20 protein-coding genes are annotated in these 22,238 nt (G+C 42.6%); 3 read left to right on the forward strand and 17 right to left on the reverse strand.

Translation table 11 applies throughout. The features are described from left to right. Together ppk1 and WKT01_RS09305 are read right to left on the reverse strand one after the other, a co-directional pair. On the reverse strand, positions 1–2,103 hold the full coding sequence (gene ppk1 / locus WKT01_RS09300) for a polyphosphate kinase 1 (RefSeq protein WP_270395989.1): 2,103 nt from the start codon (positions 2,101–2,103) through the stop codon (positions 1–3). Between the two features lie 2 nt (positions 2,104–2,105). Further along, entirely contained in the window at positions 2,106–2,969 is an 864-nt protein-coding gene (locus tag WKT01_RS09305; RefSeq protein WP_117975015.1) for a patatin-like phospholipase family protein, read from the reverse strand. Between the two features lie 206 nt (positions 2,970–3,175). Here WKT01_RS09305 and WKT01_RS09310 point away from each other — a divergent pair, with 206 nt between their 5' ends. Next, positions 3,176–4,810, forward strand: a complete 1,635-nt coding sequence (locus tag WKT01_RS09310) for an ABC-F family ATP-binding cassette domain-containing protein (RefSeq protein ID WP_117975016.1) — start codon at positions 3,176–3,178, stop codon at positions 4,808–4,810. Between the two features lie 763 nt (positions 4,811–5,573). Here WKT01_RS09310 and WKT01_RS09315 read toward each other — a convergent pair. Beyond that, a complete protein-coding gene (locus tag WKT01_RS09315) occupies positions 5,574–6,194 on the reverse strand; it encodes a histidine phosphatase family protein (protein WP_117975034.1) in 621 nt (206 codons plus the stop codon). Between the two features lie 182 nt (positions 6,195–6,376). Between WKT01_RS09315 and WKT01_RS09320 the strand changes: the two genes are divergently transcribed. Further along, positions 6,377–6,856, forward strand: a complete 480-nt coding sequence (locus WKT01_RS09320; RefSeq protein ID WP_059069175.1) for an S-ribosylhomocysteine lyase — start codon at positions 6,377–6,379, stop codon at positions 6,854–6,856. A gap of 90 nt (positions 6,857–6,946) precedes the next feature. On the opposite strand, the gene WKT01_RS09325 is transcribed toward WKT01_RS09320, so the two are convergent. From WKT01_RS09325 to WKT01_RS09335, 3 genes are read right to left on the reverse strand one after another with little or no spacing between them, the layout of a single operon-like run. Continuing rightward, on the reverse strand, positions 6,947–7,483 hold the full coding sequence (locus WKT01_RS09325) for a DUF5662 family protein (RefSeq protein WP_270395336.1): 537 nt from the start codon (positions 7,481–7,483) through the stop codon (positions 6,947–6,949). Positions 7,484–7,502: 19 nt separating this feature from the next. Then, entirely contained in the window at positions 7,503–9,191 is a 1,689-nt protein-coding gene (locus WKT01_RS09330) for an alpha-amylase family glycosyl hydrolase (protein WP_270395345.1), read from the reverse strand. A gap of 20 nt (positions 9,192–9,211) precedes the next feature. Further along, on the reverse strand, positions 9,212–10,201 hold the full coding sequence (locus tag WKT01_RS09335) for a substrate-binding domain-containing protein (RefSeq protein ID WP_117975017.1): 990 nt from the start codon (positions 10,199–10,201) through the stop codon (positions 9,212–9,214). A gap of 175 nt (positions 10,202–10,376) precedes the next feature. Here WKT01_RS09335 and WKT01_RS09340 point away from each other — a divergent pair, with 175 nt between their 5' ends. Beyond that, the gene (locus tag WKT01_RS09340) at positions 10,377–10,679 is read left to right on the forward strand and encodes a DUF1292 domain-containing protein (RefSeq protein WP_059069166.1); all 303 of its coding nucleotides are present in this window, start codon (positions 10,377–10,379) and stop codon (positions 10,677–10,679) included. On the opposite strand, the gene WKT01_RS09345 is transcribed toward WKT01_RS09340, so the two are convergent. The 11 genes from WKT01_RS09345 to WKT01_RS09395 all read right to left on the reverse strand — a co-directional run bounded on the left by WKT01_RS09345 (position 10,662) and on the right by WKT01_RS09395 (position 22,108). Then, positions 10,662–12,464: an ATP-dependent helicase gene (locus tag WKT01_RS09345; protein ID WP_270395344.1), complete on the reverse strand. Its 1,803-nt coding sequence runs from the start codon at positions 12,462–12,464 to the stop codon at positions 10,662–10,664. The genes WKT01_RS09340 and WKT01_RS09345 overlap by 18 nt on opposite strands. 43 nt (positions 12,465–12,507) lie before the next feature. Next, positions 12,508–13,968: a glutamate--tRNA ligase gene (gene gltX / locus WKT01_RS09350; protein ID WP_270395334.1), complete on the reverse strand. Its 1,461-nt coding sequence runs from the start codon at positions 13,966–13,968 to the stop codon at positions 12,508–12,510. 68 nt (positions 13,969–14,036) lie between these two features. Continuing rightward, the gene (locus tag WKT01_RS09355) at positions 14,037–14,780 is read right to left on the reverse strand and encodes an SIR2 family NAD-dependent protein deacylase (protein ID WP_270395333.1); all 744 of its coding nucleotides are present in this window, start codon (positions 14,778–14,780) and stop codon (positions 14,037–14,039) included. Positions 14,781–14,959: 179 nt separating this feature from the next. Beyond that, the gene (locus tag WKT01_RS09360) at positions 14,960–15,415 is read right to left on the reverse strand and encodes a threonine/serine exporter family protein (protein WP_270395332.1); all 456 of its coding nucleotides are present in this window, start codon (positions 15,413–15,415) and stop codon (positions 14,960–14,962) included. Further along, complete coding sequence (locus WKT01_RS09365; RefSeq protein WP_270395331.1) at positions 15,412–16,185, reverse strand: threonine/serine exporter family protein; 774 nt, start codon at positions 16,183–16,185, stop codon at positions 15,412–15,414. The genes WKT01_RS09360 and WKT01_RS09365 overlap by 4 nt, the downstream gene beginning before the upstream one ends. Positions 16,186–16,208: 23 nt before the next feature. Further along, positions 16,209–17,276, reverse strand: coding sequence for a leucine-rich repeat protein (locus WKT01_RS09370; protein WP_270395329.1), 1,068 nt, complete (start codon positions 17,274–17,276; stop codon positions 16,209–16,211). A gap of 133 nt (positions 17,277–17,409) precedes the next feature. Continuing rightward, positions 17,410–18,843, reverse strand: a complete 1,434-nt coding sequence (purB, locus tag WKT01_RS09375; RefSeq protein WP_270395328.1) for an adenylosuccinate lyase — start codon at positions 18,841–18,843, stop codon at positions 17,410–17,412. Between the two features lie 11 nt (positions 18,844–18,854). Further along, complete coding sequence (gene purC / locus WKT01_RS09380) at positions 18,855–19,562, reverse strand: phosphoribosylaminoimidazolesuccinocarboxamide synthase (protein ID WP_059069151.1); 708 nt, start codon at positions 19,560–19,562, stop codon at positions 18,855–18,857. Between the two features lie 206 nt (positions 19,563–19,768). Beyond that, positions 19,769–20,530 (reverse strand): amino acid ABC transporter ATP-binding protein, encoded by a 762-nt coding sequence (locus WKT01_RS09385; RefSeq protein ID WP_340312157.1) that lies wholly within the window; start codon positions 20,528–20,530, stop codon positions 19,769–19,771. Positions 20,531–20,542: 12 nt separating this feature from the next. Next, positions 20,543–21,190 carry an amino acid ABC transporter permease gene (locus tag WKT01_RS09390; protein WP_059069147.1) on the reverse strand — a complete coding sequence of 216 codons (648 nt, stop codon included), beginning with the start codon at positions 21,188–21,190 and terminating at the stop codon, positions 20,543–20,545. A 75-nt stretch (positions 21,191–21,265) separates the two neighbouring features. Next, the gene (locus tag WKT01_RS09395; RefSeq protein WP_340312158.1) at positions 21,266–22,108 is read right to left on the reverse strand and encodes an amino acid ABC transporter substrate-binding protein; all 843 of its coding nucleotides are present in this window, start codon (positions 22,106–22,108) and stop codon (positions 21,266–21,268) included. Positions 22,109–22,238: the final 130 nt, after the last annotated feature.

Raw genomic sequence — 22,238 nt, forward strand, 5'->3', positions numbered from 1 at the left:
CTATCGCTTCAGCCAACGCCTTATCTTATCAAGCGCTGTCATTTTTTTCTTCGGACATACCCGCCTGAAATTCATCGCTTCCTTCATAAATATCTCCTGCGAATTGACAGCTCTTTCATCGCCTTTCTTCTTTCTGTATGTGCCGTCGCTTGTCATTTCTCTTGCCTTTACATTATCCGACAGCATAATATTTAAATTCCGTATCAAACGTTTCTTAATATCTTTGTCATAGATTGGGCAGGCAATCTCTACCCGTTTTTCCGTGTTTCTTGTCATCATATCCGCAGACCCGATATAGACATTTGCCGCTTCCCCGCTTCCAAACACAAACACTCTCGGATGCTCCAGATACCGACCCACGATACTGGTCACTCTTAGATTCTCCGTCTTCCCCGGTATTCCGGGAAGGATGCAGCATATTCCTCTCACGATCAGATCAATGCGCACGCCTGCCTGAGAAGCTTTTGCTGTCTTGCGTATAAAGTCGATATCCGTAACCGAATTCATCTTCATCACGATCCTGCCCTGGCTTCCTTTTTTGATTTCTTCCTCCATCAAAGCGAGTACTTTCTGTTTTAAACTGGTCGGTGATACGATCAAATGCTGATAGGCGCCATTTAAATTACCGATCGACATATTCTTAAAAAATACAGACGCATCCTCTCCGATTCTCTGATTTCCCGTCAGAAGTGAGTAATCTGTATACATTTTCGCTGTCTTTTCATTATAGTTTCCTGTACCGATCTGCGTAATATATTTAATTTCACCTTTGCTGCGATATGTTATCAGACAGATCTTGGAATGTACCTTATACCCCTCAAACCCATAGAGGACTCTGCACCCGGCCTCCTCCATCCGTTCTGACCATTCTATATTATTCTGTTCATCAAAGCGGGCTCGCAGCTCGATCAGCACCGTCACTTCTTTTCCATTCTCTGCCGCTGCACAGAGATACTCCACCAACCTTGCCTTTTTTGCCAGACGATAGATCGTAATTTTGATCGTAATGACATTTGGATCGACGGATGCCTCCTTTATCAATTTTAAGAATGGTTCCATACTTTCATATGGGTAAGACAAAAGAACATCTTTTTTCTTTACCTGCGCTATCACACTTCCTTCTCCTAATAGAGGACAGGGCTGAGGCGTGAACGGTTCGTCTACCAAAGAACGTTTCATAGTCGGCGGTACTTTATCTGCGATTGCAAATATATAGTCTAATTTCATCGGCATTTTTGTCCGAAAAATACATTTCGGCGTGATATTAAATTTATCGCAAAAATACTTTTCCATTTCTTTGTTGAGCGGACTTGCCGTCTCCAGACGCACCACCGCCATACGTCTTCTCTTATTCAGCGTTTCCTGCATGATGTACCGAAAATCTTCATTATCTGCATACGCCTCATCATCCGGAGACACGTCTGCATTTCTTGTCACACAGATATAGTTTTCATTTGCTACTTCATATTGTTCAAATACAAGACTTAAATACTCCAATATCACCTTTTCCATACGTATATATCGTATGTCATGCCCAGGCAGATACAAAATATCGGAGATAAATTGTGGAACGGGAACTAAACCTATCATAGATTTACTTTCCATTTTCAAATCCGCCACCACATAGATTTCTTTATTCAGCAGATGGGGAAACGGATGGTTAGCATCTACGATCTGTGGCGAAAGCACCGGCAGTATCTGTTCCTTGAAATATTTCTTCACATACTTCTTTTCCTGTGCTTCCAGTTCCTTAAAATCCAAACCGCACACACCATACGGATGAAGCTGTTTTTTTATCTCCGCATAAGTCTTGTCTCTCTCTTTATACAAAGGAGCCACTGCGGCATATATCGCGTCCAACTGTCCGCGTGGCGTCAGTCCGGACTTAATATCCACCTTTTTATGATCTGCTTCTTCCATTGCATATAGGCTGCCTACACGTATCATAAAAAATTCGTCTAAGTTGCTTGTAAAGATAGCGACAAATTTCATCCGTTCCAAAAGAGGCACACTTTCATCCTGCGCTTCCTCTAAGACTCTCTGATTAAAACGAAGCCACGACAACTCTCGGTTCTGCGTATACTCTAGTTTTTCTCCCCGCATATTTATCCCTCCAGATATCTCATCATATTGTCCAGATTCTCCTGCATCAGATCATATCCATGTTTATAAAATGCTGTCAAGTTCTCTTTATTCCTTTCCAGCCTTGCCACCGGCTTTACAAGTGGCCGCAATACAAATATTTTTTTCTCTCTTTCCAGATGTTCCAGATAATTCATCGTTTTATTATACTGAAAACTCCTGCGCAGGATCGTGCGTACCAGATTCGGATAAGATTTGTAAGCTCTGCGATATACTTTTTCCATTCCCCTTGAAATAACTTTCTTCCGATACCCGGCATTTCTCGTCAGTATCACAATGATCTTCTCATTCTCCATTTTCTGAGCCCGCAAGATCGGCACCGAATCTGCCAACCCGCCATCCAAGTACGGTACCCCTTCTATATTTACAATCGGCGTCATAAGAGGCAGACTGCAGGAAGCCCGGCATATTTTCATAAACCGCTCTTTGTCTTTTCGCTCCTTCATATATTCAGCCTTTCCTGATATACAGTTAGTTGTTACCATCTCACATTCTATTTCTGACTGAAAATATGTATCATAATCAAATTTAAGTGTTTCATTGGGAAATGTATCAAAGAGCAGATCCATATTCATTAAACTTTTTTCCCTGACAAACCCCCGCACCCCATTATAATAACTGCCTGATCTATCCGTCGGTATCATACAGTCTCTCGTCCTTCCCGGCTGCCTGGATACATAGTCCGCTGCATTACAAGCTCCCGCAGAAACACCGATCACATGTGACATATATATATCCTTCTCCATCAGATAATCCAGAATACCCGATGTAAATACACCTCTCGTTGCTCCGCCTTCTAAAACGATCGTCGCTTTTACCATATACATCCCTCACTTTTTCTTTTCATTATATAACGTTTTATATAAATCGCAAACCACAAATATTGTTAAATTTTTTTAAATCGCTGTAAACCTTGCTATTTAGTCCTGTCTCATGGTAATATAGGCGGTGGAAAAGATGCCCGAATGGGCAGACTCTTACGTGTCAGAAGGGCGTTTCTTTGCCCGGCATTATATGAAAAAGGAGAAAGAATATGATCAGTGCAAATAATATCACACTCCGCGTCGGAAAAAAGGCGTTGTTTGAAGATGTTAATATCAAATTTACGGAAGGCAACTGTTATGGTTTGATCGGCGCAAACGGAGCCGGAAAATCTACCTTTCTGAAGATTCTTTCCGGACAGCTCGAGCCTACCAAAGGAGAAATCGCCATCACTCCTGGTGAAAGGCTTTCTTTCCTGCAGCAGGATCATTATAAATATGACGAATATCCTGTCTTAGATACCGTCATTATGGGAAATGCACGGCTCTATGAAATCATGAAAGAAAAAGAAGTCATCTACGCAAAAGAAGACTTTACCGATGAAGACGGCATACGCGCCAGTGAATTGGAAGGCGAATTTGCAGCTATGAACGGCTGGGAAGCTGAATCAGACGCCGCGACTCTCTTAAACGGACTTGGGATTGACACAGAACTTCATTATAAATACTTAAAAGACTTGACTGGTCCGGAAAAAGTGAAAGTACTTCTCGCACAGGCTTTATTTGGCAATCCAGATATACTGCTTCTAGATGAGCCTACCAATCACTTAGATCTGGATGCTATCGCATGGTTGGAAGAATTTTTAATCAATTTTGACAATACGGTTATTGTCGTATCTCATGATCGATATTTTCTAAATAAAGTATGCACACAGATTGCAGATATTGATTATGGAAAAATCCAGCTCTACGCCGGCAACTATGATTTCTGGTATGAATCCAGCCAGCTCCTCATCCGCCAGATGAAGGAAGCCAATAAGAAAAAAGAAGAAAAGATTAAAGAGCTTCAGGAATTTATTTCCCGTTTCAGTGCCAATGCATCCAAATCAAAACAGGCAACTTCCAGAAAGCGTGCCCTTGAAAAAATCGAACTGGATGAAATCAAGCCATCCAGCCGCAAATATCCATATATTGACTTCCGTCCAAACCGTGAGATTGGAAATGAAGTACTTACGGTAGAAGGCCTCTCAAAGACTATAGATGGAGAGAAGATATTAGACAATCTTTCTTTTACCCTGGGACACGACGATAAAGTCGCATTCGTCGGCGGCAACGAACTGGCAAAAACCGTACTGTTCAAGATTCTGATCGGAGAAATGGAACCAGATGAGGGAACCTATAAATGGGGGATCACCACCACGCAGGCCTATTTTCCAAAAGACTTTGGCGGAGAATTCGACAGCGATTATACCATTACTGAATGGCTGACCCAGCATTCTGAAAATAAAGATGTCACTTATGTACGCGGCTTTTTGGGAAGGATGCTCTTCTCCGGTGAGGACGGCGTCAAACGTGTGAAAGTCCTTTCCGGCGGGGAGAAAGTACGCTGTCTGCTCTCAAAGATGATGATCTCAGGCGCAAATATTCTCCTTTTGGATGAACCGACCAATCATCTAGATATGGAAGCGATCACCGCGCTGAATAATGGAATGATAAAATTCCCCGGCGTACTTCTATTTACGTCCCGCGATCATCAGATCGTACAGACAACTGCCAATCGTATCATGGAAATCGTACCGGGCGGAAAACTGATCGATAAGATCACCACCTACGACGAATATCTGGAAAGTGATGAAATGGCAAGAAAACGCCAGACATACTCCATACAGGCAGAAGAAAACGACTGAATATAAATTTAACTGACGAACTGCCTTATAGAGAAAGAGTAAAATTTATTATAGAAGGTACGCAAAGAACCACTATGTCAGAACACAGGACAGGACCCGCTTTACCTCATCCGTTCGAGTGATTCTAAGCACAGAACATCGACGTGTCCATTGGAACACGCAGATGTACTGCGCTAAGAACCAGGCGAACTGTATTCGGAACGCTCCTGTCAATGCCCTGCTTATCTGACATAGTGGTTCTTCGCTGTCTCTTCCAATCAGAAGTTTCACTCCACTATCAGAAGGTAGATTCCTCAATTAAATTTCAGAAAAAAAGACGACTTCACGTTGTTGTACATCTCCAATCGGAAGGGAATAGATACTTCTGCTTGGAAGTTTGTAGCAGCGTGAAGTCGATTTTTTTAAACAGGAACATGAACTTAAGCGGCGAAAGTGTATGCATGAAATGTGCACTCATTCGAGCATATCGCAACACATGCCTTTCAGGCAGGCGTGCTATGCACGATAAGGTATGTTTTGCGTGAGCGAGGAATTTCGGCAAAGCCCTGACGAGCGATGCAAAACATACATTTCATGCGCCCTTTTGTCGTTTGACTGCATATTTCTTTTGGATACTTCCGCAGTGTTAGCTCAATTCCGCCTCCGCTTCATTTCGCTATCGGCAGTCGCCGAATGAAAAGGAACAGTTCACACCCTATTTACATGCAAGCATGACACAGGGCATGAACTGTTCCTTTTCGCACTGCTTGTTGCTACGTTAAATTTATAAATAATAGATTATGTTTTCTTTTAAAATCTTTGGGATGCCATTGACGATTTCTACAATTGTTACTGCACAATTCGGCGGAACTTTATATTTCCAAAAATCAGCCGGTTCTGTATTGTTTCTGATATGGTTTAATAAGGAGGTCATTGCGGCTCCATGAGTCGATACCAGTATGTTTTTTCCTTCCAAGTCCTTTCGAGTACACATTTCTATCAAAAAATTTCTTGTTCTTTTATTCACTTGCATGATCGTTTCTGCATTTTTCGCGGGGATAAAATGTGCCGTATCGTTAAAGAACTTTTGAAATTCTCCACTTTTTTCATCTTTATCTTCCCCTGCACAGCACATACCTTCATACTCTCCAAATCCCATTTCTTTTATCCTATTGTCTTCATATAATGGAGCCGCTTGTTCTCCCAATATAATTTGCGCAGTCTGTTTTGCTCGTTTTAGCGGACTTGTATATGCACAGTCAAACCGGATGTTCTTCAATCCCTTCGCTGTTTCCTCCGCTAAATATTTTCCATATTCATTTAACGGAATATCTGCATGCCCCTGTACTTTTCGTCTTTTATTCCACTCTGTCTCTCCATGCCGAACAATATATAAGGTTGCCATTTTCATTCCTCCGTTTTCTGCAGGCAGCTTCAACACTCCTGCCTGTTTTCTGTTTTTAGGATTTCTGTCATACATCGCTTTTTAGTATAAACTTTTCTTTTCATTTTTGCAAAAAAGATTTATACTGTTATCATCAAAATAGAAAGGAAAATTACAGTTCACGCTGTAACAGACAATTTTATATGAAAAAAATAACCAGTTTTACAGTAAATCATTTAAAACTAGTCCCCGGTGTCTATGTCTCACGGAAAGACTTCTGGGAGGGAACCTGTGTTACTACCTTCGACATCCGCATGACTTCTCCCAATGAAGAACCCGTCATGAATACAGCAGAAATCCATGCGATAGAACATCTGGGAGCAACCTTTCTGCGAAATCATGAAGATTTCAAGGAAAGTGTACTGTATTTTGGACCTATGGGATGCCGTACTGGTTTTTATCTTTTACTCTTTGGGGAGCATACTTCCCAGGATATACTCCCGCTCTTGAAAGAAATGTTTGCGTTCATCGCAGGATACCAGGGACAGCTTCCTGGTGCAGCACCCAGAGACTGCGGCAACTATCTGGATATGAATCTGCCTATGGCAAAATACCTTGCCAAAAAATATTTAAAAGAAGTCCTTCTGGATATACAAGACGAGCAGATGTTCTATCCGGAATAGCCTCTTCTTCTTTATTTTCATCTATATACATGTAGAACAGAAATACAGCGCTGTATGCGAAACAGAACTTCTTTTTCACAACAGCGCTTTTTATTTTTTCTTTTTCAAAATTTTTGTCCGAATATAAAAATATGTTTTTTCTTCTCCCTCTTCTGCCAGCATACGCAAAAGCTTTTCTAAGAGTGCCTGTGTCTGCGGATGTATAAGATACTCGCCCTTTCCGCCCAGATAATACTCAAGAGGTGCAGCGTCTGTATAACTTGTGCCTCTATATACCTTACAAGCAGCAATCCGGTCCAAAAACATCTCTATTACATATTTCACAGGCATTTTCATACCGACCATCCCCTTGTCTCCATCGGTTCCATAGTCAATCCAATACTCATAATGATGTTTGTTTCTTCCTTTGTGGTGAAGCCACGCTGAAGAATATCCGATTGCCTCCCGTTCTGCATTATTAGGACTTCTTGTTCCTTGATAATATTTACATCCCACCTTAAATTCTGTCAGACTGTACTTAGATAGATCGTGCAGCAGCCCCTGCCGGTACAATCCCACTCGGAAACATTCTTTCATAACCAAGATTTTATGTCTTGTAATTGTACAAAAATGCTGTAATGCTTTCATCCTTATACTGTCCTGCTTTCTATTTTCCTACCAGAAATACGACAGTTCTTTCCTCCAATTCTATCGTTCTCTGATCTTCTAATAATTTTTCCTCCTCCTGCTCCTTCCTGCATGTATAAAATACCCTGTACCATTTCCTGCCTCCGGTAAGAGCCGGAAGTGCAAAAGTATGCTTCAGCCAGTGCATATTATAGGCAGCGAAACATATATCTTCCTCTTTCTCATCACAGTAGAGTACCCCCAGCTGCCTGCTGGATACTTGATTTTGTACCTGCCAAGCATTCTCTCCATGATAAGATACATCCGGTATCCCACATGCCGTCCTGTCTATTCCCCGCACTGCTTCTTCTCTGTGTATAGAACTATGCGCTTTGCGCAGGGCGATCAATTCTTTTACGTACCGGAACAAAGAAGCGTCTGTCTTTAATTGTCCCCAGTTTAGCCATGCCAGTTCATTGTCCTGACAATAGACATTATTATTTCCTTTCTGCGAATTATAAAATTCATCTCCGGAAAGTAAACAGGGGGTTCCCTGTGCGGTAAGAAGAAGATAAAATGCATTCCGCACCTGGTTTTTACGGAGCTGTATCACGCTTCTTTTTCTGCTTGGTCCCTCTGCCCCGCAGTTCCAGCTATAATTATAGTCCGGACCATCCTGGTTTTTTTCACCGTTTGCCTCATTGTGTTTTCCATCATATGATACGAGATCCCAGAGAGTAAAGCCATTATGAGAAGTAATATAATTACACTTTCCATCTTCCCGGGAACAGTGCCGAAGCGCCCAAATGACAGCATCTATCATCCCTTCATCACCTTTTAAAAACCGGCGCATCACATTCTGGAATCCGTCATCTTTGCATAAGATTTTTCCGTCCTTTAAAAGCGGGTCTTTTTGCAGCATCTCCCATGGCACATGATATGGATTTACAAGGAAACCGTCCACATGATATTCCAACATATAATATCGCAGACATTCCAATGCCGTCTGCGGAAGAATCTCAGAATTAAAGGGCATCTCCAGTATCACTTCTATGCCTGCCCTATGGCATTCTTTTACCATATCTTTCAATTCTGTCACCGCATCGTTTCCTGCCGCATAAGATGCTTTCGGCGCAAAAAAATATCCCGGACCATATCCCCAGTAATTCGTATATCCTTTGGCAGATTCTGCAAATTCATAAACCGGCATACATTGAATTTGATTGATCCCCAGTTCTTTTAAATATGGAATTTTTTCAATCACACCCCGGAATGTTCCTTTATGCTTCACTCCAGAAGATCTGTGCTTTGTAAACCCCTTTATATGCAGACTGTATGCGATCACTTCGTGATACGGCAAATAAAGCCTTCTGTCCCCTTCCCAATCATACTGCCGATTTACAAGCCGTCCACGCCTTAACGGATTTTTCTTTTCTTTTGCATCCTCTGTATATGTCAGTTCTTTCGCAAAGGGATCTACCCATATCTTCCCTCCTGTCCTGTAAGCATATTCATATTCGCCGGGGAACACGCTTTCTAGTGCAAGAAAACGAATCTCTCCCATGCCTTCTTTCTGTTTCATGTCAAATGTATATGCCGGATTTTCTTCCCCTGCTTTATATACGCTGAGAATACACTCTTTTCCTGCCGGTACGCTAACGGAAAAGTTCACTCTGTCTTCTTCTACTGTTACACCTAGTGGAAACGGATGCCCCTGCACCTTTTTCATCATTTCCTGCTTATCCTTTCTTACTGCCAGCCATCAGTTCCATACATCTCTACGTTCTCTCTGTCGATAAAAAACGTCTCTATATGTACCTCTTCTTCGAAATCTTCTCCGTCCACGATTGCTTTTGCCGTCTCAGCCGCAGTTTTGCCTATATTGATCGGAGACTGTGCTCCGGTACCTTCCATCGGATTCACCCCTTCCGCCAATAACTTTTTCACTGCTGGAGAGCCATCTATTCCATAGATCAAAATATCCGTCCGCCCGGCAGCCTTTACTGTCTCATATACTTGCAGCGCCATTTCATCATTTCCGCACATGACAGCATCAATCTGTTTATTCTCTGCCAGCACTTCCTGCATGGCTGTTTTAATATCCTGCTCGCTGCTGTTAATCCTCTCCAAAACTTCAAATCCGCCTTCTGCAACCGCCTCTTCAAATCCTGTGATTCTTTCATTGACAGAATTGATTGCAGGACATTCTACGATGATAACACTGCCCCCATCTGGTTTTGTCTCGATCAGATCTTGCCCGCAGACATACCCGGCATTTCTATTGTCTGAACCGATATATGCGTCGACCAACTCTGTTTCTTTTACCTCTGTATCAAGATTGATCACAGGTATATCCGCTTCTTTCAACGCTTCCAGTGCCGGTGTAATTTCTTCCCAATCGACCGGACATAAAATAACCGCGTCTACCTCTTCCTCTATCAACTCCTGGATCTGTGTAATCTGTGCCTGTACATCCCCTGATGGATTTTTGACAAGAAGGCGAGCTCCCTGCTCTTCTAAAGATGTCTGGATTGCCGCTTCCAGCGTCTCATAAAATGGATTCGACAAATTCATACAGCTAAATCCGACAACAAGTTCTTCTTGTTCTTCACTTTCTTCCTGGTCATCTGTCTCCACCACCGCATTATCTTCAGGAGTACCGACATTTTTCTTGCATCCGCCCGCAAAAACAACAGCTGCCAACGCCACTGCCAGTACTCTCACAACTCTTCCTTTCATCCTGCTGTTTCCTTTCTTTTTTCTGTCCACTCTTACATTCTACCCTATTTCAGAGGATTGTCAACTGATTACCCTCTATGTTTCCCTTGCTTTTTTATATTCTATCTGTTAGAGTTTTATTAGCAATACTCCCCTATTAAATGTGAGGAGATCAATACAATAAAGGAGAAAAACAATGAACGAAAATGAAGCGCTCACTGTCACACTGACACTGGATAATGATGAAGAACTGGAATGCGCGGTACTGACTATATTTGAAACAGCCGGGCAGGAATATATCGCCCTCCTTCCTTTAGACGAAAATGGAGATAACGAGGATGGACAAGTCTATCTATACCGCTTCTTTGAAGGGACATCCAAGGAACCTGAACTGGAAAATATCGAAGACGACGAAGAATTTGAACGTGCGTCTGAAGCATTCGACGAATGGTTAGATACCCAGGAATTTGAAGAACTTGACCTAGATAGTCTCGAGTAGGTCCTGCACAAAACGGGAAGGAGATACCTCTTTCCCATTTTTTTGTTTTACATAACAAATCTTCAAGATTTCTTCTGCTCTTGTCATTGCTACATAGAACAGACGCCTTTCTTCTTCTGTTTCTTCCTCGCTTTTTGCTTTTTTATAGGGAATCTGCCCTTCATTTGCCTCTATGATAAATACCGTATCAAATTCAAGTCCCTTTGCGGCATGTATTGTCATCAAATGGATACCACTTTGTTCTTCCTGTCTTTTCTGCTCCTTTTTTCGTAAAACTTCTGTATACTCCGCCACATGATCAAACCATTCTTCAAGAGTAGCAAAAGGTCTTGCGGCTTCCTCTATCTCCGCCAGTACCTCAAACAGATCTGCCGCATGTATATTCCTTGTCTTCGCATACTCTCTCAAAAAATCATCATATCCTATTTTCTTGCGCAGATATTGGATTGCGGCATAAGGTGCCATTTTTGAAAGCATTTTTATATCCCATTCAAACTGGTCGATCCGATCTTGCATCCAGTCCTTGTCGAAATAAAACTTCCGCAGTTCCTCGAAAGAAGCTTCTCCCTGAGAAAGGCTTTCTCTTGACAAATAGCGCTTAGGCCGGTTCATGATCTGTAAAAATTCTCCCCGCAGTCTGCTGCCGTTTGCCATATGAAAATATGCCTGTATATCTTTTCCGATAAAATGATTATACAGATTTGGAAGATGTTCTTTCATCTGAAAAGGGATCTTCTGTTCCAAAAAGTTCTCCACCACCGACCTGGCATCTGTATGGATACGGAACAGAACAGCCATCCGTTCCCAGGCAATCCCTGCTTTTCTTCTCTTTTTTATTTCTTCTGTAATATATCTGCCCTCCTCCACCGGATCCTTCAATTCCTGCACATGCACGCTGGTCCCCTTTTCCTTTGCCGCACGCAGTTTCTTCTCAAACCGTACTGTATTTTTGCCGATCACTTTCAGAGAATTTTTTACAATATTAGCAGAAGAACGGTAGTTAATGTCTAGAAGAATCTGTGCTGCCTGCGGAAAATCTTCCAAAAATTCAAACATGATCCTCGTATCTGCTCCACGAAACCCATAAATAGCCTGGTCGTCATCTCCCACCACAAACAAGTTATTCTCCGGCAGCGCCAGCATCTTTATCACATCATACTGTATACGGTTAATATCCTGAAATTCATCGATCAAAATATAACGAAATTTCTTCTGCCACTGTTTTAAAATATCCGGCCGTGACAAAAACAACTCTCGGCATAACAAAAGCATATCATCAAAATCAATTTTCCGCCATTTTTTCTTCTGCGCTTCATACGCATGATAAATTCCGTAAAACGCATCTGCATCGCATTTTGACGAATGAAATTCTTCTATAGCCAATCCATTATTCTTTACTGTTCCAATCTCTGAAGCAATTCCTTCCAGAAAATCTTCTTCATCAAAAACTTCCATTTTCTGCCGACTGATCACCTCTCTTAAAATCTGGTATTTTTCCTCTTCCGAAAGAATATTTCCGGAGCCTATGCGATAAGCCCATTTCAATATTCCATAATAAATACCGTGAAATGTTCCGGCAGTGACAGGTATAGTTCTTCTCCCCATGACCTCACACAGACGTTTTTTCATCTCTGCCGCCGCATAACGGGTAAAAGTAACGACCAGAATTTCTTCTGGTCTTACTTTCTGTTCCTCTATCAGGAATTTTATTCTTTTTACGATCGTTCTTGTTTTCCCCGACCCTGGTCCCGCAAGCACGAGACAAGGTCCGTCTTTTATCATCATTGCTTTTTTCTGTGCCTGATTCAATCTTCTGTCTTACTCCCCTTTATCCTTCCAGCTTCTGAATACCTGCCCGTATTCTTTTGAGAGATTCTTCTTTGCCAAGTACTTCCATAATCTCTGTAGCCCCGCCCGGCGTGTTCTGCTTTCCGGATACAGCTGTACGCAGCGGCCACATGACATACCCGATCTTATATCCATGTTCGCCGGCATATGCTTTCAGCGTCTCAAACAGGGCATCATTGCTGTAATCTTCCTGAACTTCCAATACCGGAAGTATCTGACGCAAAAATTCCAAAGAATTCTCCGGATTTGTTTTCATTTTTTTATGTGTATACAAAGATATGTCATACTCCGGTACTTCTTCAAAGAACTGAATCTGTTCTTTGATGTCCGGCAGGATCTCGATCCTTGTTTTGATAAGCGCTGCAATCTTCTCCAGATCATATTCTTTTGTGATAACTTCCTGTATATAAGGCTTCGCCAGCTCATAGAAACGTGCAAAAGGCATTGCCTTTAAGTACTCTCCGTTCATCCATTTTAGTTTAACGGTGTCAAATACTGCCGGCGACTTGCTCATATGTCGGTAATCAAAAGCTTCTACCAATTCTTCCAGAGAAAAAATCTCACGATTATCAGACGGACACCATCCAAGCAGCGCAACATAATTGACCACTGCCTCTGATATATATCCCTGCTCTATCAAATCTTCATAAGAGGCATGTCCGCAGCGTTTGCTCAGCTTCTTATGATTTTCGTCCGTGATCAAAGGACAATGTACATACACCGGCACTTCCCATCCAAACGCCTCATACAGCCGGTTATATTTTGGAGCTGAAGATAAATATTCGTTTCCTCTTACTACATGCGTGATTCCCATCAGATGGTCATCTACTACATTTGCAAAATTATACGTAGGAAAACCATCTGATTTGATCAAGATCATATCATCCAGTTCGCTGTTTGGAACGGTAATATCCCCATATATCTCATCATGAAAAGTCGTTGTTCCTTCGTTTGGCACATTCAGACGTATCACCCATGGCTTGCCTGCTTTAAGATTTGCCTCTACCTCGTCCAAAGTCAATCCAAGACAATGTTTATCATAGACTACAATATCTGTTCCATCTTCTGATACCGAGGTTTTTAGAGATTCCAAACGTTCCTTGTCACAGAAGCAATAATAGGCGTCCCCTTGCTCTACCAACTGTTTAGCATATTTCAGATAAATCCCCTTCGCGCACCGTTCGCTCTGTACATACGGTCCATATCCGGCATCCTTATCCGGTCCTTCATCATGATACAGCCCCGTCTTTTCCAATGTCCGGTAAATAATCTCCAGGGCACCGTCGACAAATCGTTCCTGATCTGTATCCTCTACTCTTAAAATAAAATCTCCTGCTTCATGCTTTGCGATCAAATACGCATACAGCGCTGTCCGTAAATTTCCCACATGCATCCTTCCCGTAGGACTTGGCGCAAATCTTGTTCTTACTTTATTACTCATTTTCTCTCTCCACTTTCTGTCTCTGTTTTAAAGTCATACAGTATTTTTTTCTTCCTGACTATGATGCTTCATCCCTGCTCATATTTCCTTACGAGTCCCGTTAAAAATGTATCGCATCTGGAATGAATACAGATATCTGCCTGTGTATCGGAAAAATGTTCCTTTGCCTTTACAAGAATGATTTTCTTCCCTTTATAATACTGCAGAAGCTGCTGGCACATAGAGGCATGTATGGGTGCTCCCAATACCAGTGCCACATCCGCCTTTTCCATCTTGAATGCCGCCTTTGTCATCACCTCATTATCCACCATCTCTCCGTACAGGATGATCTTTGGACGGATCGATACCAGGCAGTTTTCACATAAAGGAACACCTTTTGCATTTTTTATATATTCCACCGAATAACTTTTGCCGCATTTCGGACATATATTTTCATAGACTGTGCCATGCAGATTGATAACATCTATGCAGCCCGCACGGTCTGCCAATCCAAAGATACGCTTTGTAATGATCGTCTGTATCAATCCATAGTCCTGCAGTTTTTTTAAACTTTGATAGCCTTTTCCCGGCAGCTCCTCTGCAATTTTTAGTATCTCTTCTTTATAAAATCGAAAGAAAAAGTCTTTTCTTGTTTCATAAAAAGCACTACTTATGATTTCCTCCGGACAATATCCGTATTTCTGTTCCAAGTCATAAGAGGCAAAGCCGTCTCGCAATGCCGGATACCCGTTTTCCAAAATCATTTCCACGCCCAGCAATACGACAGTATACTCACTGTTTTTCAGAATCTGAAGTATGTTTCTCTCCTTCATATCCTATCCTCCCCTGTTCTCCATTGAAAAAACACCACTAAATTGCTTCCAGACAACAGGAAATAGCACTTTCCTCTTCTTACTTCTTATTATAGAACATATAAAGAGATAGTTCAACAAACAAAAAACCTGTTTTTGATACCTTATCGTGCATAGCACGCCCGCCTGTAAGGCATGTGTTACGGGGTACCCGAACGGGTATACCTTTTTTCTCTCTTTCCCGCTATTTTAAACAATGTATCCACGATAAAAATCGCTAGCGCGATCACACCTGCAATCTCCAGAGTCTGCATCAGATAATACCCGCTTCTTTCACTGTTGTTTTGGATCAGATAATATGCTGTACGATACATGCCTGCTCCCGGAACTGTCGGAAGTATGCCCGCTGTCAGAAATACAGTAACCGGCTCTTTAAAAATCCTAGCAAACAAATGTGCTAGGAAAGCGATCGACAGCGCCGATAAAAAAGAGGATAGGACTACACCTAATCCATACTTTGTCCCTATCAGATATACGAAACCTCCCACTGCTCCTACCGCACCGGCATGGATCAGATAATTTGGGGGAGTTTCTAGTAATATAGCAAACGCTGCGACAGAAAAGAAACACCCTGCCACACCTATCATCAGACTCATCCTGCCATTCCACCCCCTATCAGCAATCTGGCAAGCCACATGCCCGCGCCTGCTCCAATCGCGATTCCTGCCGCTGTCAAAAATGCCTCCAGCACACGTGCGTTGCCGGACATATAATCTCCCTGTACGATATCCCTGACAGCATTTGTGATCGCTACGCCCGGAACTAACGGCATGATCGCACTGATAATCACAACATCTATATTTACTCCTGTCATTTTTATTCCTAAAAGGAATACCGCCATTACAACAACAAAAGACGAAACCACATCAGAGATCAACCCATTTACTTTCCACTTCTTTGCAGCAGTAATAATAAGAGCCAACAACGCGCCTGCCAACGCCGAAAGAAGCATCTCCGGCATCTGCCCGCCGAACAACGGAGCAAACCCCGCCGGTATGATGACTGTAGCCAGATTATAATGCCATATTTTATACTTCTTCTTCTGAATACTTCCCAGGCCTTCATAGGCCTCCAAAAGCGTCATTTCTCCTGCGCAGTATTTCCTTGAGATCGCATTCACCTGCATGATCCTGTTTAAATTTGTACCGGAAGCCTTTACTCGACGCATCATGGTGACAGGTTCTATATCCGGATCATCGATCGTAGCCAAAATCCCAGTGCGGAACACAAGTGCCTCGGCTGTCTGCGTCCCAGCTGTCTGTAAGATACGGTTCATCGTATCTTCTACTCTGTATGTCTCGGCCCCACTTAACAGCATCAGCTCTCCCGCCAGAACTGCCGTCCGGATAACAAGCTTATAGTCCATTGACACATCACTCCTTGTTCAGATTAGAACGAACTTTCTACTGTCACATCATAACATAAAAACGCGTCCCGGTAAACGTCCTTCATCCCTTCTGGCACGACAATTGTGATTCCTGCTCCATTCTCCTCCCCAAATATAGATTCCCCTATTTCTGTCACGCCGCATACTCTCATGTCAATCTTTGCAATCCGCGTATGACAAAAAGAATACGCCGCAAAGCTTGTCACTGTTTCCGGAACAATATAAATCTCTGTCCTGCCGCTTGGAAAAGCGATCAAGCACTTTCCATCAGCAGTAAACAACACTCCATCCATACTTGTGTAGCTTCCGTGATCCGGTGCGGTTTCGATCCATTCCATCTCACGAAGTCCGAGAAATGCTCCTGCTTCAATGTTAGTGATATTTGATGGAATATACATTTCAATGGCACCTCCGGGAGCATCCATAAATGCACCTTTACGTATCCCTGTCACATGCTCTGTCGGAAGATCTAAAAGATACCCGTCATAGAGAACATCCGCTCCCGGCTCTATCCCGCAGATCATACCGGACTCATCCACCAGAAAACCGTTTACAGATGGGATCTTCTCTATATTTTCTCCATTATCCGGTTCTTCTGTATCCGTATCTTTTTGAGGAATATCCGGAACTGCAACTTCTTCCTTTTCGTGATCCGGTATTGTCACTACTGTTTCTGACGCCGCAGGTTCTTCACTTTCAGGAAAATATGTAGAAAAATACACATTCTCTTCCGGTTCATTTTCCACAGTCTTCGACACAGCCCTTACCGCAGCTTCCGCTGTTTCTCCGCCCATATCTCTGCCCATTTCTCCGACTCCTTCCACTGCCGCTGTCTCCATGATTCCATACAGATCTTTACACACTCCTTTTTCTGTATGTATAGCCACATCTTTGCCGTCAGATTCTGTTTTTGTCTTTCCCATCCCTGTATATCGGGGAAAACATTCCGCAAAATCATATGCAGCTGCAGCGAGGAAAAGCATAAACAATAAAATGCATATGCTTTCCACCAACCGGACATATATCCCCTTTAAATTCCATCTGTTATAAAACTTTTCACAATCTTCCATATTTCTTACCCATACCTTTCTTATGCTGAAACACCAAATACCAAATTAGCATAAGAAAAAGGAATGCTGCAATCTTTTGCAACATTCCTTTGCATAATTTTTTTGATGAGGAATACGAAAGTATCGTTTGTGTCTATATCGTAATCTCTGCTTTCAATCCAAGTTCTTCTTCATTTGCTTTGAGCAAAGGCCCTATGACATTTTTCAGATATGCTTCCACCTGTTCCTTAGCACGTCCCACATATTTAGAAGGATCCATCGTCTCTTTTAATTCCTCCAACGTCATATTAAACGCCGGGTCTTTGGCGATCAATTCAAGGAGGTTATTGTCTTCTCCTTTTTCCTTTACATTGCGTCCTGCTTCCATGGAAAGCTCGCGGATCTTTTCATGCAGCTCCTGTCTGTCTCCACCTGCCTTTACCGCATCCATCATGATATTTTCTGTTGCCATAAACGGCAGTTCTGCCATCAGACGTTTTTCGATCACTTTTGGATATACGACAAGACCATCTACGACATTCATACACAGATCCAATATACCATCTATGGCAAGGAAACCCTCCGGCACACTCAGACGTTTATTTGCCGAATCGTCCAATGTCCTCTCAAACCACTGTGTCGCAGAAGTGATCGCCGGATTCAGCGCATCGATCATAACATAACGTGAAAGAGAAGCGATCCGCTCACTGCGCATGGGATTTCTCTTATATGCCATTGCCGAAGAACCTATCTGTGTCTTCTCAAATGGTTCCTCGATTTCTTTTAAGTGCTGCAAAAGACGGATATCATTAGAAAATTTATGCGCGCTTGCCGCGATTCCTGCCAGTACGTTCAGCACTCTTGTATCTACTTTTCTGGAATACGTCTGCCCAGATACCGGATAGCAGGCTTTGAATCCCATCTTTTCCGCAATCATCGGGTCAATCTTATCGATGGTCTCTTGATCACCGTCAAATAACTCCAGAAAACTTGCCTGCGTTCCCGTTGTCCCTTTGGAACCCAATAATTTCAGACTTCCAAGCACATAGTCCAGATCTTCTAGATCCATCTCAAATTCCTGCAGCCAAAGTGTAGCCCTTTTTCCTACTGTTGTAGGCTGTGCCGGCTGAAAATGTGTAAAAGCAAGCGTAGGCTGCGCTTTCTGCTCCTCTGCGAACTTTGCCAGCTCTGCTATCACATTCAGCAGCTTTTTTCTCACTAATTTCAGCGCTTCCGACATGATGATCATATCTGTATTATCTCCTACATAGCAGGACGTTGCGCCTAAATGGATGATTCCCTTTGCCTTTGGACATTGTACACCGTAAGCGTATACATGTGACATCACATCATGGCGGACAACCTTTTCCCGTTCTTTTGCCACATCATAATTGATATCTTCTGCATGCGCCTTCAATTCCTCGATCTGTTCCTCTGTGATATTTAACCCCAGCTCTTTCTCTGTCTCTGCCAGAGCGATCCACAGTTTTCTCCATGTTTTAAATTTCTTATCCGGAGAAAAAATATACTGCATCTGCCTGCTGGCATACCGTTCAGACAGAGGGCTTACATAACGTTCATTACTCATATATACCTCCACTATCTGATGCCGATCCGTTTGAATACTTCCTGATACGCATCCTCTACATTCCCCATATCTCTGCGGAAACGGTCTTTATCCAATTTCTCATGTGTCTCTTTGTCCCACAGGCGGCAGGTATCCGGAGAAATTTCATCTGCCAGGATAATCTCTCCATGGTATCTTCCGAACTCGATCTTAAAGTCGATCAGCTCAATGCCTGCCTCGTCGAAAAACTTCTTTAATACATCATTCACCTTAAATGTATACTCGGTGATCTTATCGATTTCCTCTCTTGTTGCTGCTCCGATCGCGATCGCAAAATAGTCGTTGATCATCGGATCTCCGAGATCATCATCTTTATAACTGAATTCCAGGGTAGGTGCCAACAATTTTTTCCCTTCTTCTATGCCAAGTCTCTTTGAAAAACTTCCGGCAGCCACATTTCTCACGATCACTTCCAGAGGCACGATTTCCACTTTCTTGACCGCAGTCTCCCGATCGCTCAATTCTTCTACATAGTGTGTCGGAACGCCTTCTTTTTCTAATACCTGGAAAATATAGTTTGTCATACGGTTATTGATGACCCCTTTTCCTACGATCGTCCCCTTCTTCTCGCCGTTAAACGCAGTTGCATCATCTTTATAGTCCACAATAACAATATCCGGATCTTCTGTAGAAAATACTTTCTTTGCCTTTCCTTCGTAAAGCTGTTCTAATTTCTTCATACGTTCACACCTGTCCCTTTCTTTTTTTTCAATAAGGTTCAACACTGGGAAAAGCTCTGTCAAAGCACAGACATTCCCACCGCATTTCTGATTATAATATAAGGCAGAGGGAAAATCAATATTCCCTCCGCCTTGCAGCGCCTGTATCTCATTATTTATTTTTTCGCAATTTAATAAGTTTTACTTATATACCGTACCTCATTTATTCATCTTTCTGATGTCAATTTTCCAAGGAATTCCTGTACCCTCACATTTTCCGAGCCAAACACTTCCTCCGGCTTTCCTTCCTGGACGATCACACCTTTATCCATGAAAATAATATGATCCGCTACTTTCTTCGCAAAATTCATCTCATGTGTAACGATCACCATTGTCATATGCTCTGCTGCCAGATCTTTGATCACTTTCAGGATTTCCCCTGTCAGTTCCGGATCCAAAGCAGAAGTCGGTTCATCGAAAAATAAAATATCCGGATGCATCATCAGCGCCCTGGCAATAGATACCCTCTGCTGCTGTCCGCCGGATAACTGATACGGATAGGCGCCTTCCTTATCAGAAAGTCCCATTTTTTTCAATAATTTCCTTGCTTCTTCATATACATCTTCTTTGCTGCGCTTCTGCACTTTGAGCGGCGCATCGGTAATATTTTTGAGTACAGAAAAATGCGGAAATAGATTAAAATTCTGAAATACCAACCCAAAATAAGACTGGATCTTCTTTTGTTCTTCTTTCCTTGGAAATACAGGCTTTCCGTTTTCCACCCAGGCAGCCTTGTTTCCCAGATAATAGATTTCTCCGCCGTCGATCGTCTCCAGCATGGTAGCGCACCGCAGAAGTGTGGACTTACCGGAACCGGACGGTCCAATGATCGCAAGTATCTCCCCTGTTTCTACAGAAAGTGAGATATCTTGTATGACCTGCACGCCATTAAAAGATTTCTTTATATGATTCATTTCCAGAAGTTTCATTCCATCTTCCTCCTATCGGTAGTAATTGAGGCGTTTCTCAAACAACTCCATCATTCCTGCGACCACATAATTGAATATATAGTAGAATACACCTGCAATAAAAAATGGAAGTACTGTCGTCTGTGCCGCCGCGATCTGTTTTGCTACAGCGAACATTTCCACATAGGAAAGAGCGTATACAAGCGACGTATCTTTTACGAGCGTGATCACTTCATTTGTCACAGACGGCAGCACGATCTTGACCACCTGCGGCAGTACGATCTTAAAAAATGTCTGCTGTCTGGAATATCCCAACAGTGCTGCTGCTTCATACTGTCCCTGGGGTATCGACTCAATCCCCGACCGGTAGATCTCTGCAAAATACGCGGCATAATTCAAAGAACAACCTATGATGATCGCAGTCAGCTTATACCCCCCTATATTCATCCCCCATAGGTAAAAAGGAGCAAAATACCAAACTAAAAGCTGAAGCATAAGAGGCGTTCCCCTCATGATCGATATATAGATCTTAACCAGCCAGCTGACTGGTTTCAGCCTGCATACCCTTCCAAAGTATACGACCATTCCCAACGGCAGGGAAAACACCAGCGTCAGGAAAAAAATCAGGCAGGTCTGCCCAAAACCTTTTGTCAATTGCAGTAACATTATCTCAAAACTCATGCATCTTCCTCCCAGACACAAGTATGCCCCCGGAATTTTCCGGGGGTATTCTTCATATTCTCAGTGCAGATTTATTTATTCCGCTTTCAGCGTCACCATATCAGCAATCTCATATTTTTCCGCCAATTCGGCAACTGTCCCATCATTTGCAAGTTTCTGAAGATCTGCATTTACTTTCTCACACAATTCTTCATTTCCCTTTTTAAATCCAATGGCATACTGTTCCTTATTCAAGGTTTCATCCAGTATTTTATATCCGTCCCCGCGGGAATTGATCTGATATTTTGCCACTCCGATGTCAATCGCCAGCGCCTCCAAGGCCCTTGCCTGCAGTTCTGTAAAAGCAGTATTATAATCTGCGAACTCATTTAAAGAAGCAAATGTATCTGCCAACTCTTTTTGATCGCCATTCAATACATCCAACGCTGCGGAAGCCGCCTGCACACCGACTTGTTTTCCTGCTAGATCCTCCAGACTTTCAATTCCGGAATCTTCCGCCACTACGATGACCTGACTGTTATCTACATAAGGAACAGAGAATGTATAATCGTCCTCTCTTCCGTTCATGGTAAAGCCATTCCAGATACAGTCAATAGAGCCTGAATTCAGCTCCATATCCTTAGAATCCCAGTTAATTGGTTTCTTTTCTAATTTCCAGCCTTCCATATCGCAGACTGCCTGCGCAAGTTCCAGGTCAAACCCTGTGTATTCGCCATTATCATCCATATACCCATATGGTGGATACTCTGCATCAAAACCAACGACAAAAGTATCGTCATCATTGGCAGAAGAATCTGCCGAACTTTCTGTTTTTTTGTCTTCTTTCTTGTCTGCTTTGTCATCCGTTGTGCCGCACCCCGCTGCCGCAAGTGAAACAGTCAATGCCGCCGCAAGTACAAAAGCCATTTTCTTCTTCATCCTACATCTCCTCCTTGCCGTGGCACTTTATCATATTAGTAATTGATTACTTTACCACGCTAAAATACATGGATATAATATCATATTTCTGCCTTTCTGTCAAACGCTTTATCATGTATGACTTCTTCTA

The organism is Mediterraneibacter sp. ICN-202921 (genome assembly GCF_037890075.1).
Classification (GTDB): Bacteria; Bacillota; Clostridia; order Lachnospirales; family Lachnospiraceae; genus Mediterraneibacter; species Mediterraneibacter massiliensis.

Coding starts and splice junctions, on each gene's coding strand:
- WKT01_RS09315 (WP_117975034.1), bottom strand. CDS start 6,194: ATGGCAACCTTATATATTGTTCGGCATGGAGAGACAGAGTGGAATAAA.
- ppk1 (WP_270395989.1), bottom strand. CDS start 2,103: ATGCGGGGAGAAAAACTAGAGTATACGCAGAACCGAGAGTTGTCGTGG.
- WKT01_RS09395 (WP_340312158.1), bottom strand. CDS start 22,108: ATGAAGAAGAAAATGGCTTTTGTACTTGCGGCGGCATTGACTGTTTCA.
- WKT01_RS09330 (WP_270395345.1), bottom strand. CDS start 9,191: ATGAAAAAGGTGCAGGGGCATCCGTTTCCACTAGGTGTAACAGTAGAA.
- purC (WP_059069151.1), bottom strand. CDS start 19,562: ATGAAGAAATTAGAACAGCTTTACGAAGGAAAGGCAAAGAAAGTATTT.
- WKT01_RS09385 (WP_340312157.1), bottom strand. CDS start 20,530: ATGAAACTTCTGGAAATGAATCATATAAAGAAATCTTTTAATGGCGTG.
- WKT01_RS09325 (WP_270395336.1), bottom strand. CDS start 7,483: ATGAAAGCATTACAGCATTTTTGTACAATTACAAGACATAAAATCTTG.
- gltX (WP_270395334.1), bottom strand. CDS start 13,968: ATGAGTAATAAAGTAAGAACAAGATTTGCGCCAAGTCCTACGGGAAGG.
- WKT01_RS09335 (WP_117975017.1), bottom strand. CDS start 10,201: ATGAAAGGAAGAGTTGTGAGAGTACTGGCAGTGGCGTTGGCAGCTGTT.
- WKT01_RS09345 (WP_270395344.1), bottom strand. CDS start 12,464: ATGATGATAAAAGACGGACCTTGTCTCGTGCTTGCGGGACCAGGGTCG.
- WKT01_RS09305 (WP_117975015.1), bottom strand. CDS start 2,969: ATGTATATGGTAAAAGCGACGATCGTTTTAGAAGGCGGAGCAACGAGA.
- WKT01_RS09390 (WP_059069147.1), bottom strand. CDS start 21,190: ATGAGTTTTGAGATAATGTTACTGCAATTGACAAAAGGTTTTGGGCAG.
- WKT01_RS09320 (WP_059069175.1), top strand. CDS start 6,377: ATGAAAAAAATAACCAGTTTTACAGTAAATCATTTAAAACTAGTCCCC.
- WKT01_RS09365 (WP_270395331.1), bottom strand. CDS start 16,185: ATGGACTATAAGCTTGTTATCCGGACGGCAGTTCTGGCGGGAGAGCTG.
- purB (WP_270395328.1), bottom strand. CDS start 18,843: ATGAGTAATGAACGTTATGTAAGCCCTCTGTCTGAACGGTATGCCAGC.
- WKT01_RS09370 (WP_270395329.1), bottom strand. CDS start 17,276: ATGGAAGATTGTGAAAAGTTTTATAACAGATGGAATTTAAAGGGGATA.
- WKT01_RS09355 (WP_270395333.1), bottom strand. CDS start 14,780: ATGAAGGAGAGAAACATACTTCAGATTCTGAAAAACAGTGAGTATACT.
- WKT01_RS09310 (WP_117975016.1), top strand. CDS start 3,176: ATGATCAGTGCAAATAATATCACACTCCGCGTCGGAAAAAAGGCGTTG.
- WKT01_RS09360 (WP_270395332.1), bottom strand. CDS start 15,415: ATGAGTCTGATGATAGGTGTGGCAGGGTGTTTCTTTTCTGTCGCAGCG.
- WKT01_RS09340 (WP_059069166.1), top strand. CDS start 10,377: ATGAACGAAAATGAAGCGCTCACTGTCACACTGACACTGGATAATGAT.